Annotated in this window: 10 protein-coding genes; 3 read left to right on the top strand and 7 right to left on the bottom strand. The window is 52.9% G+C overall.

The genetic code is table 11. The annotated features are described in order from the left end of the window. Positions 1-25: 25 nt before the first annotated feature. Entirely contained in the window at positions 26-2,005 is a 1,980-nt protein-coding gene (locus ACFSKT_RS20145; RefSeq protein WP_377718422.1) for a fibronectin type III domain-containing protein, read from the bottom strand. Positions 2,006-2,351: 346 nt separating this feature from the next. Next, positions 2,352-3,251 carry an alpha/beta hydrolase gene (locus ACFSKT_RS20150; RefSeq protein WP_377718421.1) on the bottom strand — a complete coding sequence of 300 codons (900 nt, stop codon included), beginning with the start codon at positions 3,249-3,251 and terminating at the stop codon, positions 2,352-2,354. 242 nt (positions 3,252-3,493) lie between these two features. Between ACFSKT_RS20150 and ACFSKT_RS20155 the strand changes: the two genes are divergently transcribed. Beyond that, positions 3,494-4,723 carry an acyltransferase family protein gene (locus tag ACFSKT_RS20155; RefSeq protein WP_377718420.1) on the top strand — a complete coding sequence of 410 codons (1,230 nt, stop codon included), beginning with the start codon at positions 3,494-3,496 and terminating at the stop codon, positions 4,721-4,723. A 245-nt stretch (positions 4,724-4,968) separates the two neighbouring features. Here the strand turns inward: ACFSKT_RS20155 and ACFSKT_RS20160 are convergent, their stop codons facing one another. After that, positions 4,969-5,637 (bottom strand): hypothetical protein, encoded by a 669-nt coding sequence (locus ACFSKT_RS20160; RefSeq protein WP_377718419.1) that lies wholly within the window; start codon positions 5,635-5,637, stop codon positions 4,969-4,971. A gap of 389 nt (positions 5,638-6,026) precedes the next feature. Between ACFSKT_RS20160 and ACFSKT_RS20165 the strand changes: the two genes are divergently transcribed. After that, on the top strand, positions 6,027-8,108 hold the full coding sequence (locus tag ACFSKT_RS20165; RefSeq protein WP_377718418.1) for a fibronectin type III domain-containing protein: 2,082 nt from the start codon (positions 6,027-6,029) through the stop codon (positions 8,106-8,108). Positions 8,109-8,263: 155 nt separating this feature from the next. Here the strand turns inward: ACFSKT_RS20165 and ACFSKT_RS20170 are convergent, their stop codons facing one another. Further along, positions 8,264-9,247 (bottom strand): aldo/keto reductase, encoded by a 984-nt coding sequence (locus tag ACFSKT_RS20170; protein WP_377718417.1) that lies wholly within the window; start codon positions 9,245-9,247, stop codon positions 8,264-8,266. Positions 9,248-9,438: 191 nt separating this feature from the next. On the opposite strand from ACFSKT_RS20170, the gene ACFSKT_RS20175 reads away from it, so the two are divergent. Further along, positions 9,439-10,272: an AraC family transcriptional regulator gene (locus tag ACFSKT_RS20175; RefSeq protein ID WP_377718416.1), complete on the top strand. Its 834-nt coding sequence runs from the start codon at positions 9,439-9,441 to the stop codon at positions 10,270-10,272. A 34-nt stretch (positions 10,273-10,306) separates the two neighbouring features. Here the strand turns inward: ACFSKT_RS20175 and ACFSKT_RS20180 are convergent, their stop codons facing one another. From ACFSKT_RS20180 to ACFSKT_RS20190, 3 genes are all read right to left on the bottom strand, one after another. After that, complete coding sequence (locus ACFSKT_RS20180) at positions 10,307-10,867, bottom strand: hypothetical protein (RefSeq protein ID WP_377718415.1); 561 nt, start codon at positions 10,865-10,867, stop codon at positions 10,307-10,309. A 126-nt stretch (positions 10,868-10,993) separates the two neighbouring features. Beyond that, complete coding sequence (rhaD, locus tag ACFSKT_RS20185; protein ID WP_377718414.1) at positions 10,994-11,836, bottom strand: rhamnulose-1-phosphate aldolase; 843 nt, start codon at positions 11,834-11,836, stop codon at positions 10,994-10,996. 289 nt (positions 11,837-12,125) lie between these two features. Further along, complete coding sequence (locus ACFSKT_RS20190) at positions 12,126-13,115, bottom strand: tRNA dihydrouridine synthase (RefSeq protein WP_377718413.1); 990 nt, start codon at positions 13,113-13,115, stop codon at positions 12,126-12,128. Between the last annotated feature and the right edge of the window lie 255 nt (positions 13,116-13,370).

Here is a 13,370-nt window from a genome sequence, read left to right on the forward strand (position 1 = left end):
GGCGTCCGACATGCATCGATTATCGTTACTGCAGCGTGGTTATTGTGACGGAAGGTCCATCAGCGGACCAATGTCCCGCCTCGTCGCCCGCTTCCACGTGCAACGTATACGTGGTTCCCGGTGCCAATCCTTCAATTACGGCGGTTCTCGGGTTCGCGAGTACCTCGACCAGCACGGCGGTCTCGTTCATAATTCGGAACCGGGTCACATTCACATTATCCGTCGCCCCGGACCAGCTCAGTGTCGTTGAAGTCGACGTCGTACTCCCGGCTGTGACCTGACTGCCCTCCTCCCAAGTCGGCGCGGTCAAATCACCGCCAACGGGCAGCGTCGTCACGGTCACGGACGGACCGTCCGTCGACCAGTTGCCCGCCGCATCCCGGGCTTCGACCTTGAACGTATACGTCCGGTTCGTATTCAGACCCGTGATCCCCTTCGTACGCGTGTTCCCGTCCGTCTCGGCGACGACGTTCGTCCCGTTCATGATCCGATACCCGGTTACGCCGACGTTATCCACGGCCGGCGTCCAGCTGATTAACGCGATGGCGGTCGTCGTCCCGCCGGAGGTTGCCTTGCTGCCTGCCGGCCATGTCGGCTTCGCCAGATCCCGGGGACTGGTGACGAACTCCACGGAAGGTCCGTCGCTCGACCAGTTGCCGGCCGCATTTCCTGCTTCCACTTTATACAAAGCCTTCTCGCCGAGCTGGAGGCCTGTCAGCGAGTAAGAAGTCGTTCCGGCTGGAAGCTCCGCAAGCAGCTGACCTTGCTTATAAATCCGGTACCCCGTAACCCCGATCGCATCGACGGCCGCATCCCAGGACAATAGCGCGCTGGTCGAATCGATCTCGCTCGCACGGAGCAGGCTTCCATTCAACCAGATCGGAACCGTCAGTTCTTGCGGCGGCACATGTTTGTAGACGGTATTTCCATGGCTCGAATACCAGACGCCGTTCTGCCAGAACGGCTTGGCCCCGCTAAGGCCGGCGGAGTATGCGACTCGTTGGCCATTCCACACATGGCTGATGGAGAACCGCGAGGCTCCCTTCACTTGATATGCGACATCGCCGTCATCCGATATCGCGCCCAAGCTTACCGCGCCCGAAGGATCGTTCGATATCGCGCCGCCAAGGCGAGACGCGAACAGATAGACTTGGGAGATGCCGTTATCGCCGGTTCGCGTGTATACGATATCGTTGTTATGACCATGAATGCCGGTGTATTCCCCCCCGGAACTTAACCACTTGATCGATCCGGAAGCCGTCGTCTCGCGGAAATACAGCGCATCCTCTTCTTCGATGTCGTCATCGAATCCGTCTTGCTTTACAAAGGCGACGCCTTTGTCATTAAAATACCCTTGGTAATTATAAAGTCCGTCTTGGCCGTGCAGTAAAATCGTCTTCCCGTCTTGGAAGAGATAGAGCGAATTGTAATTATAGATACTGCTGGCATAACCTTGCCGATAGCTGTACACCACGCTGCCGTCGTTCCGAACATCCACGTCTCCCAAATAATCCTCATAAGGGTCAAACCACTTGACGGTAGTTTCCTGCCCCGATGCCAAGTGTCGGCGGACGAGCTTCTCGCTATCGCCGTAGCTCGAGCAGTACGTCACGTAATCCCGCTCGATCGCGTTGCAGTTATTTCGATAACCAAGATCCAAAACGCCTTTGTTCGTCCATACCTCTAAGGATCCTTGCTTCACATACGCGGCCCCATCTACCGTTAAGTGTCCGGAAGGCGTACTCGCATTCGTCGGGAAGACAGAAGGATTTACCGTCACTTGGCCGGTCGACATATTTTGGATCGCCAGCTGTCTGGCTGTCGGATCATAATATAAAATCCGATGGGTCCCCATATCGACGTCAAGGATTTGGCCATTAGCCGCCACTTCGGCGACTTTGATATCCGTGGCGGTATAGCCCGGCTCTTCTGCGAATGCGTATTGGGGGATCATCATAGCTAGAAGGGGCAGAAGCGCGATTTGCCGTTTAAGCCTGGTTTTCATTAAGGGTTCGACCACCTTTTCCCATCATAATGGCGGCAGCTGACTGGTTGGATAAAGCCCTGCCGTCGGTGACTGATCATGCCTCCGTTTCTCTCATCGCGTCCGTGCAACAAATTTGCGTCAGAATTCGAATCCTACGCTGTCTATGATCACCTCTCATCCGAAAAGGTATTTTTCGCAAGTAGAGCATAGCACAAACGGAAAAGGAAATATATCCCAAGTTTAGGCGGGTTGATAGAATAAAAATGCAGAAGCTGCGTTCCTAATCCTTCCACCACAATGCCGCACAAAAAAAGAGAGCAGGCTCCCCCTGCCCCCTCTCGAACATTTCGTATTCAGCCGGCGGCTAACCGCGCCTCTTCAAAAACTTTAATGCCGCCCTCATCCACTGGCTGTCCGCATTCACATGCTCCGCTCCCCCGGCGGACGTCTCGTCGCCCAAAGACATCCCATGCACGCCGCTTTCGAACACGTGCAGCTCGAAGGGAACCTGATGCGCGGCCATCGCGCTTGCGAGGTTCAGGGCATTCGAGACGTAGACGAGATCATCGTCGGCGGTGTGCCAGACGAATGTCGGTGGCATCGAAGAAGAGACATGCCGCGGCGGACTCAATCTCGCCCGCTCCTCGTCCGTCGGATCCGGGGTGCCGAAGATAGCCAGATTGGACTTACGCCAGAATTCCTTATCCTCGGGGCTTGCCTTTGCTTCCACCTCTTGCTTCATGCTCACAAAATCGAGGAGCGGATAACTGAGAATCAACGCATTCGGCTTCAGCGATTGGTTCGGCACGCCAAGCTGTTCGCTTAGGAAGTCGTCCTGCCAGTGAACGCCGAGCGAAGCCGCGAGATGCCCCCCGGCCGAGAAGCCGCAAATCGCGATCCGGTCCGGGTCGACGTTCCACGCTTCGGCATGCTGACGTACGACCATGATCGCTTTGCCCAAATCGAATAGCGGCTGAGGGTAGCGCGTCTTCGGATTCCCCGGGAGCGGATGGGTGGCAAAATCGACGAAACCCGGCCAGTACGTCGTATACCGGAGAACGAAAGCATGGTAGCCCTGGGCGGCAAAACGCAGCGCGACTGGTTCGGCCTCCCGATCCGATGTGCCCATGTACCCCCCGCCGGGACATACAATAACGGCTGGGCGGCGCCGGTCGGGCGAAAGTTCCGGCGATCGTTCCAATACGTAGGTCTGCAGCGTGACGTAATCGGCATCGTCCCACAATTGAAGTTTCATAACCAGCATGGACTGGCCCCCCTTTCGACGGTGATGCTAGATTATATTGGCCTACAGATGGCAAACATGCCGAAAATACAATAAAAGCCACTCGCGATTGAGTGCCTTGGTTTATTCGTCCGCGCTCCTGCCCCTCCGGACTTTCATTATCCTGCTGTCGATGATGGAAAGAGAAAATTGTAGTGACGCTCTTCTATTAACCCCTTTAATATGATACAATCTGTATCAATAATGAACAAAGGACGGAATATATGAAAAAAGAAACCAGTCGCATCGATTCTTTAGACTCTCTAAGAGGCTTAGCGTCATTCACCGTAATCATTCATCATTGTTTATTGATCTTCCCGATTTTCTTAACTGCGTTTTATCATGAACCAATCTCCAATAACGTAGTTAGGTTTTTGGAACGTTCTCCTCTGCATACGCTCTGGGCGGGTTATCAAGCTGTTGTATTATTCTTTGTATTAAGCGGTTTTGTCCTGGCTTTACCTTTTATTAATAATCGGACAACATCCTATGGCGTTTATGCTGTAAGGCGGTTTTGCCGAATTTACTTACCCTATATCGTCACTGTCTTGCTCTCCATTCTCATTTTCACTTTATTCTTCCCTACAGATAAACCTGTAGTTGAAGGTACGAGTAGTTGGTTCAATGAACAATGGAGTACCAATCTAACACCTTATCACATTATTTCATTCTTCTTAATGCTGGGTTATGACACTCATAACATCGCGACCTCAACATGGAGCCTCGTGCACGAAATGCGAATATCCTTGTTTTTCCCTTTTATCATGATCTTCGTATTGAGAACTCGCAGTTGGCTAAAGACAGGAGTCATTGGCCTCATCATTACGATTAGTTTGAAGACAGCTATGGTCGTTGCCGCAAAAATGGTTAACCAAGAAGAATTGAGTGCGCTTGTTACTTCATTCGGCGCAACATTCTACTACACTTCATTCTTTATCATTGGCGCTTTGATGGCCAAGCATCGGCACCAATTAATTCATTACATTAAACAAGTCGGCGTGCTGGGCAAATCAATTGTCGTTGTATTGGCAATCCTTTTTTACAATATAGAATGGATTACACCAGGACTTGGATTCATGAAACACAACGGTAACCTAATTTCGGGGAATATCGCTACATTAATCATCGATTTTGGTACAGCAGTCGGCGTATTTTTGTTCATCACACTGATTATCGGCACGGACACGAAATTTATGAGCAACCCTGTCATGCTGTGGCTCGGAAGAATTTCATACAGTGTATACTTGATTCATCCGATTATATTATTAATCGTAGTTCATGCTGCTGGACATAGTATTTCATTGAAAGTCTTGGCGTTTACAATACCAGTTCTAGCATTGGCTGTGGGGACATTGTATTACAGATTAGTTGAACGACCTTCCATGTTGATCGGTAAAAGATTAACGACTAAAAAGAAGAAACCGGACGTCGTAGAAACAACGATATTTAACTAGTAAGAGGCGCTCTCATCGTAAGGTTACACACCATCTTTGACACGGTCCTAGTCGATAAATTGACTAGGATCTTTTTTATCTACTCGTGATGTAATCCTCTCCTCTAGCCAGGTTGGAAAGCACATCTTGAGGGCGGTTGAGAAATACGCGAATGAAATGCACCCGAAAAGGCACCTTCGAAGAGGTGCCTTTTGTGCGTCCAGCATTCGATTCAGGCGTGCCCATGTTGACTTAGCGAACCTTTCCTACTGAAGCGGGATACCATTGGATGCCAGCGTGGTCACCGTCACCGAAGGACCAGTCGTCGACCAGTTCCCGGCCGCATCGCGAGCTTCGACCGTGAACGTATAGATCGTGCCTGGCGTCAAATCTTCGATACCCTTCCAGCGCGTATGCCCGTCAAGCTCGGCGATCACTTGGGCTCCGTTCATGATCCGGTAGCCGGTTACGCCGGTATCATCCAATGCCTCGGTCCAGCCGATGAGCGCAATCCGCGTCGTCGTTCCGCCTGATGACGCTTTGCTGCCGACCGGCCAGACGGGCGGCGTCGAGCCTGATTGCGTACGGATATTAATCGTCGCTCCCGGCATTGACCAATAGTCGTTCACTGGCGTTACCATGAAGATATAATCCGTATTTGGAGTAAGATGTTCAACCCTATAATTGTAAGACGTGTTATTCGCGGGAATCACATCGATTAAGTATATTCCCTGATAGATCCCGTAACTGCCGGGACCAGCTTTCTTGGTGGCGGGCTTTGTTTGTCTATAATCGATTCGCCCAAGCCCTTGCAGCGTTCTGATGAGCACGAATTTCTTGGTCATCTCGTTATAGCGGAAAAGTGCCTCCATGGCTCCTGTCATATGTTCTGCTGCATCGAGATCAGTCTCGTCGTCATAATAGTAATCTTCCATTTAACGCGGCCCCCGCCTTCTTAAGCAAAGCCGACGCCAGCAAAATTCGTCTGTTTCGTTCCTCGACAGCAGCCATAATAAACGTTTGGCAGCCTAGGCAAAGCTGCTGCCACATATCATTCGCTGACGCCGCCTACCCGACACAGACTATTAGCGGTTGACTACCCTTCCAGAATTCACCTTTAAAAAACGAACCAAATTCCTTTATTTCATCACATTTCCGAAATGGAGGCGGAATGATAACATCATTTCGTAAGCGTTTTCAGAAAACGCAATCCTATGGAAAGGAGTGGGTACTCCATAAAAAGCCGTCGAGCCATGTGAACCCTCGGATACGTTCCGGGTTCTGGGATCAAGTGTAATCTTACAAGCAGAGGAGAATTGGAAACATGATGAACTGGAAACGAAAAGTAGGCGCGGTATTGGTATGCTTCTTGCTCTTGATGCAAATCCTCCCGGTGGCCAGCGTCAGCGCCGCGGACAATGCGGCCGCATCCAACAACGCGTACGCTTGGCTCAAAGCACAGCAGGATTTGACGGCCGGTTTTGCGCTGGATGGTCTGGTGGACAGCTTCGACGATTGGTGGAACGCGACGGAACGCCGCCAGATCGTATACACCTATGACCAAGCGGTCGCCGCGATTGCGTTCATGCTGAAGGGCGACCGTACGCGCGCGGAGAAAGTGCTGAACAAAATGGTCGCGATTCAAGATCCGGACGGCTCCTGGATCAACTCCTACTGGTGGAACGGATACGGGGAAGAGATCCGCAAGCACGTCGGCCCTGTTGCCTGGATGGTGATGGCCTTCATGACTCACGAGAAATTGTATGGCGGCACGACGTACCAAGCTCCGGCGAAAAAAGCGCTGGATTGGGCGATCACGTTCCAAAAACCGAACGGCGCGATTGCCGGCGGACGCACGACGTGGGATTTGAACGGCGCTTGGAGCGACGAGGTATGGTCCTCCACGGAGCACAACGAGGATATGTACCAAATTCTGAAATACTACGCAGGCAAATTCGCGGATCGTACAACGGCCTACAACAATGCGGCGACGGGGGTAAAAAGCTTCCTGGACAACGTCGTGTGGGATTCCGCGAACAACCGGTGGAGAGGCGGCTGGAAAAACAATACGAATCTGATCGACCCGGCCGTCCCGATGGACGTCAACCCGTGGGGCGTACTGGCACTTGGTCTGTCCGGCACGCGGAATTACCAAGCCACGCTGTCCTATGTTGAGAATGCCAATGGTTCGGGTACCGTCGGCAGCCCGAAATACGTCCACTCCCTGACGTATGATGGTTCCGGCGCCCTGCTCACGGCGTATGACTTCGATTGGCAATACGATTGCGCGGTAGGCACCGACCAGAACGGCAATCCGATCGGCAACAAGTGCGCGGATATCTGGTTCGAAGGCTCGGCGTTCATGTCGCTCGCGTACTACATGCAGGGCAACCAAACCAAGGCCGACGCCATCATCCATGAAATCGTGAAGAAACAAGGGACGAGCGGGTCGCTGCTCGGCGGCGTTCCGTACTCCCTGAAAGGCTCCAATAATAGCTACTGGAGAATGGCGATGGAAAATTGCGTATCCAGTACGGGCTGGCTGATTATCGCGATCCACCGCTTCAATCCGTTTACGGGGACTTACTTAACCGGCGGTGGCAGCGGCGGCGACACGACGGCGCCGTCCGTGCCGGCGAACTTGACTTCGCCGTCGAAAACATCGGCTTCCGTCTCCTTGAGCTGGACGGCATCCACGGACAATGTGGCCGTGACAGGATACGATATCTTGAGAAACGGGGCCGTTGTCGGTTCGAGCACAGGCACCACCTATACCGTTACCGGCTTATCGGCTAACACAGCCTACACGTTCGCGGTCAAGGCCAAAGACGCGGCAGGCAACACGTCGGCCGCCAGCAGCTCCATCTCGGTGACGACATCCTCGTCCTCTTCGTCCATCTCGCCCACCTTGTTCGTACGCGATGGCGCCTCTTCCAGCGTGACGGGCACGCTCTCGACGACAGCCGGCTCCAATGCGAACACAGACACGATCGCAGCGGCGGGCGGATCGAACTGGGATGGAACAGTGCACACGCCGACTTCCTACGTGCTCTCCGGCGTATCGGGCACGTACAGCGGAGGTTCGACGGCGTTCAACCTGTTCGTGGATTCCGCATCCTCCATAGGCAACGGCGTTCAGGTCCGCATCTCGTATGACTTCACGGGCGACGGCACGTATGACCGCCTGGAAACCTATAACTACTTCGCCACCAACGACACGCCGGGAACGGAAGATTACAACCAGTCCAAGGGATTGAAGTCATCTTCCGGTTCGTTCGCGAACTTAAGCAACGGCAAGGTAAGGGTGGAGATTTGGAACGCGATCGGCAACGGATCGGCCTCGGTGAGAACGGATGCGACATCCGCGCAAGGCAGCCAATCCAAGATCGTCATCCCGTTTAGCTAAAATCGTTCGTTAACTCATTGTCAGACGTCAAGAACCTTCGCCCGCTATAGGGACGAAGGTTCTTGGTTGTTATACGGAACTGCTCGGCCACAAAGACGCCCGTCTCCAACCGACGATTGCTCGCGCCTATTCTCCGGCCCGCTTCCTCGGACCGATTACCACGCGTATGCTTCCGGAGCCGCGCCGCCGGGACCCGGGAAGATGCGGTCCAGCTCTTGAAGGGTTGCTTCATCCAGCTTGATCTCTGCTGCCCGCAGCGTATCCAGCAGCTGCCGGGCGGTTCGCGGGCCGATGATCGGCGCCGTCACGGTCGGATTGGCCAGGAGCCACGCGAGCGCGACGTTAGCAGGCTTCTCGCCCAGGTCGGAACAGAGGCTTGCAAAGGCTTCAAGCTGCCCCCGGTATTGGGCAAGCTCCGCTTCGCTGCGGCTGCTTCGTTTTTTGTTCGCATTCGCCGACAACGCGTTGCCGCCCAGCAATCCGCCTGCGAGCGGACTCCATGCAAGGACGCCTAAGCCCATATCCTGCGCGGCCGGCAATACCTCCAGCTCGGGAAGACGGTTCATGAGATTGTAGAGGTGCTGCTCGCTCACAAGACCGAGGAAGTGCCGTTCCTTCGCGGCCGCTTGGGCCTTGGCCAGATGCCAGCCGGCAAAATTGCTCGAGCCGATGTAATCGATTTTGCCCTGATTCACCAGTCCCTCGAAAGCACCCCAAATTTCCTCCCACGTCGTGCGGCGGTCGATATGATGCATTTGGTACAATTCCACGTGATCCGTCTGCAGACGTCGCAGCGAATCTTCCAAATGGCGGCGAATTTTGTATAAAGACAAGCCCTTCTCGTCGTTAGGCCCATAGAGCGGCTTATGGAGCTTCTCATAGACTTTCGTCGCCAAGACGACCCGCTCCCGCCGGTTGCCGCCTAATGCGAACCAATTGCCGATGATCGTCTCGGTCGTCCCGGAATTCTCGCCCCAGCCGTAAATATCCGCCGTATCGAAAAATTGAATGCCGGCATCCAAGGCCGCATCCATAATGCGAAAGGCTTCCGCCTGATCCGTATCCACGCCGAAATTCATCGTGCCCAAACAAAGCTTGCTGACCCGCAGCCCGGATCTTCCGAGATAGTTATATTCCATGGAACATGACCTCTTTTCAATTCGAATTGGAATGGAAGACGAACCTGCCTTCTTCGCGCCCTGTTTCCCGAGCGATGCTTATATTCTATTGATAATCCGCCGGATTCGCTATAATAGAATGGCAGGATTATATATCATAATGTCGGCATTGATCGTGATGGAAGCTTGTGACAGAAGGAGAAATGAGCACATTGACCATTCATAAAATCGCCCATCACAAAATCCAGGACCAGCAGGATATCCAGTTTCACTATACGGGTACCGAGCAATGCGCCCCGGGCCAGTCGTGGGGACCGGGTATTAAGGATTCGTATAAACTCTTTTATATTCACAGCGGTACGGGCCTTTTACGCATTCGCGATACTGCGTTTCGAATTGACAAGGGTCATGTCTTTCTTCTATCCCCCGGCGTTCTGTCCTTCTATCAAACCGACGAGAAGGACCCGTGGAACTTTTCTTGGGTGGCGTTTGACGGAGCCATCGTGCCCGATTATTTGAAGCAAGCCGGATTCACGCCGGACTGCCCGGTCATTCGATGCGACCGCGAACAAGAAATCCGGCAGTGCTTCAACCGGCTGTTCGATGCGAATCAGCACTACTACAGCAAACCGCTGCAGATGACCTCTGCGCTCTATGCCTTCCTTGCGCTCGTATTGGAATCGGCTCGGCAAGAGCCCTCCGCCTTTATGACGGGAACCGCGAAGGATCACTATATTTCGCAAGCGGTCCGATTTCTAGCGAACAATTATACGGAGGCCATTACGGTCGCGGACATGGCGAGGAATCTGGGGCTAAACCGCAAATATATGACCGAATTATTCAAAGAAGCCGTCGGCATGCCGCCGCAGCAATATTTAGGTCAGCTGCGAATAAGCAAAGCAAGCGAGCTGCTCACGGAAACCTCTCTTTCGGTCAAGGAGATTGCGTACAGCGTCGGATATGCCAATCCGCTTCATTTTAGTAAAATGTTCAGCCAGCGCTATGGGCGATCGCCGAGTGCGTACCGGAAGCTTGGCTCGAAGTAACGGCGAGCTTGCCGTGGAAGGCGAAGACCCGCCTCTAGTTCGCGGAGCGGCGCATATCCTCCTTCTGCCTGGCGATATAAGAACGCAAACTCCCCCGGTACATCGTTCGCAGCGCAGTCGTCTGCTCGAAATCATAGGGAGTCGTGAGCTCGGACGGTTTGGCGCTGACGGCTATCCCGTTCATCTCCAGCATCGCGGCGACGAATTGCGTGCAGAAGTAAGCCCGCTCCCGTTTGATCCGCTTGTTGAGCAGAATGCCGAACAAGCCGAGCAGATTATATTTGTACTGGTGCTCATTCCGCTGGATTTCTTCGATTCTGGACTTCATCCGCTCGTACGAGTCTCTATCGACCTTGCAGTAGAAAACCGCGCACGTGGCATCATCGAACAGTTCTCCCCGTACATCCTCCCGCACGAAACCGCCGATCCACGGGTTCCTCGGGCACTTGCGGCCAAAGCTGTACACTTCCTCGAGCGACGGGTCCAGCGCAATCGAAGCATGATTCAACGACACCTTGGTGAATAACTTAATGAGCCTCGTGAAGATCGTCCCCGTATCGGTCAGCAGCACGTATACCTTCAAGCTCTCTTCCATCCCGTTCTCCCCTAGCGCTAACGTTATACTATTAGGATAAGGGATGGCGTCCGTTACGGAATCGCTCTGGGGAACGGTTCGATGCTCGACCGCAGACGGGGCACGATGACAAGTCGCAAGATCAGGTTAATCCAGTACTCCCGCTCGAGGTTCAACGTGGAATGCCGCCGCTAGATCAAGCAGCTCCCGGTCGGTGATCGTCTGCTTAACCGCTCTTCCTCCGATTACATTATAGATCTTCGCAGCCTTCTCAATCGTTTCTACGAGCCCGAACGTGGCATCCATCGTCGTACCGGTGACAAAGATGCCATGCTGCGGCCAAATGACGGCACGGTAGTCCTTCATCTTCTCTGCCGTAGCACGGCCAATATCGCTGCTGCCTGGCACCATCCAAGGTACGACGCCGATTCCGTCGGGGAAAACGACGAGGCATTCGGTGCACATTTGCCACAAGGTTCGGGTAAACTTCAATTCGTTCAACTCATGCGTGAAGGTCATCGCGATTACATGCGTTGCATGCGTGTGCAGAACGATGCGATGCTCTGGATCCGCCTGCTGACGCTCGGCATGGCTCATAAAGTGAGACGCCAGCTCGCTGGTCGGCTTGGCTCCGCCTCGTAATCCCCACAGAATCTCGATGTTTTCGCCATCTGCCGTCACCCGAAGCACCCCGAGCGTTGCTTCAGGGTCCTTGACCACATTACGAAAGTATTTGCCTGAGCCGGTGACGATAAAATATTGGCCGGCTAGCGCGCGTACTGGAAAGGAGAGCTTAAGCGTGCGATGCGGACCCGTGATGTTCATATAGCGAGCCACCATCTCCTCGTCCAGCCGATAACTGATATTGCCGCCATTCAGTTCGTCCCACCCAAGCATCCACATATGATGCGTAATCTCGCACATCTCCTGGATGAAAGGCGCGTGTAGACATTGAACATCACCCGTCGCATTCACATTTTCCGTAAGCATGGTTTCTCTCTCCTTCACTTTATCATTTTGCGCCAAAACGCAGTTTTCAAATATAAACAAATTTTATTTACTTCCGTTTATATTTGTTTTTCTTCATTTTAACGATGCGAAACCAGGATGTCTGTGACTTTTCTCGCAGGTTTGGAAAATGGGGCAGCACAAAAAATCCCCTAGAAACCATCGGATACGAGGCGTTATCCGGTGCTTCTAAGGGATTCGTTTGAAACTTATTGCTATTCTTGTCCGATTGCTTGGGCAACGCCGGTGGACCGTCGGGTTGTCTTATGATCTAATCCCCATGTTTCTCCGCCCCATCCTGCTCCTTGCTGCCAAACTCACTCAGCAGTGCGCGTGCTTCACTTGTTGATTTGGCGTTCATCAAGCTGTTTCGGAGTTCACTCGCCCCTCGAAACCCACGAACATAAATTTTGAAGAAACGGGTAAGCGCGCTAAACGAACGTGGTACCTCTGCGGCATATTGATCATGCAGATCCAGATGGAGCCGCAGCAGATCGAGCAATTCCGCACTGTTGTGCGCCTTCGGCTCTTTCTCAAAAGCATATGGATTTTGAAAAATGCCGCGCCCAATCATAATCCCGTCGACGCCGTATTGCTCAGCAAGCTGCAAGCCGGTCTGACGGTCCGGGATATCGCCGTTAATGGTCAGAAGCGTATGTGGCGCCACCTCATCACGAAGCTTCTTAATCTCCGGAATCAGTTCCCAATGCGCTTTTACTTTGCTCATTTCCTCTCTGGTCCGCAGATGAATGGACAGATTAACAATGTCTTGTTGCAAAATATGGGTTAACCAGTCGCGCCATTCGTCTACGTCCGTAAAGCCGAGCCTTGTTTTCACGCTGACAGGCAGTCCGCCGGCTTTGGCGGCCTGGATAATATCCGCTGCGATTTCAGGACGGCAGATCAATCCGCTGCCCTTCCCATTCTCCGCTACATTCGCCACGGGACACCCCATATTAATATCGATGCCCTTGAATCCTTCTTTCGCCATCCCGATGCTCATTTCACGGAAAAACTCCGGCTTATCTCCCCAGATATGGGCGACAATGGGCTGTTCATCTGGGGTGAAGGTCAAGCGCCCACGCACGCTTTTGTTCCCCTCCGGGTGACAATAACTTTCTGTATTCGCAAACTCCGTAAAGAACACATCCGGTCTGCCTGCCTCACTGACGACATGGCGAAAAACAACATCCGTCACATCTTCCATGGGTGCCAGCACAAAAAAAGGTCGCGGTAAATCACGCCAAAAATTTTCTTTCATCCTTAAAAACCCCTCTATACCTGCCAGAACAATGGTTGTCCCGAAATTAGTAAAATACTCGCTGTCAGTTAACCACAGACGTACTATAGTGTATCACGACTTTATTATAATCGTAATCATGTCATGACAAAAGAGCGGAAGAGTGGCAGCAGCGGGTTTGAGGATCTTAATGAACAACAGGATGGCTGCCAGTTCGCCCGGTGTCATACGATCCCTAAACATATCACCCTATTGGGTTATTTTATATTAACAGGA

It is taken from the genome of Paenibacillus xanthanilyticus, assembly GCF_042682185.1.
In the GTDB taxonomy this organism is placed as follows: domain Bacteria; phylum Bacillota; class Bacilli; order Paenibacillales; family Paenibacillaceae; genus Paenibacillus_Z; species Paenibacillus_Z xanthanilyticus.

Bases quoted from the DNA above. Each gene is read 5' to 3' on its own strand.
- ACFSKT_RS20190 (WP_377718413.1), bottom strand. From the start codon at position 13,115: ATGAAAGAAAATTTTTGGCGTGATTTACCGCGACCTTTTTTTGTGCTG.
- ACFSKT_RS20165 (WP_377718418.1), top strand. From the start codon at position 6,027: ATGATGAACTGGAAACGAAAAGTAGGCGCGGTATTGGTATGCTTCTTG.
- ACFSKT_RS20160 (WP_377718419.1), bottom strand. From the start codon at position 5,637: ATGGAAGATTACTATTATGACGACGAGACTGATCTCGATGCAGCAGAA.
- ACFSKT_RS20155 (WP_377718420.1), top strand. From the start codon at position 3,494: ATGAAAAAAGAAACCAGTCGCATCGATTCTTTAGACTCTCTAAGAGGC.
- ACFSKT_RS20145 (WP_377718422.1), bottom strand. From the start codon at position 2,005: ATGAAAACCAGGCTTAAACGGCAAATCGCGCTTCTGCCCCTTCTAGCT.
- rhaD (WP_377718414.1), bottom strand. From the start codon at position 11,836: ATGCTTACGGAAAATGTGAATGCGACGGGTGATGTTCAATGTCTACAC.
- ACFSKT_RS20180 (WP_377718415.1), bottom strand. From the start codon at position 10,867: ATGGAAGAGAGCTTGAAGGTATACGTGCTGCTGACCGATACGGGGACG.
- ACFSKT_RS20170 (WP_377718417.1), bottom strand. From the start codon at position 9,247: ATGGAATATAACTATCTCGGAAGATCCGGGCTGCGGGTCAGCAAGCTT.
- ACFSKT_RS20150 (WP_377718421.1), bottom strand. From the start codon at position 3,251: ATGCTGGTTATGAAACTTCAATTGTGGGACGATGCCGATTACGTCACG.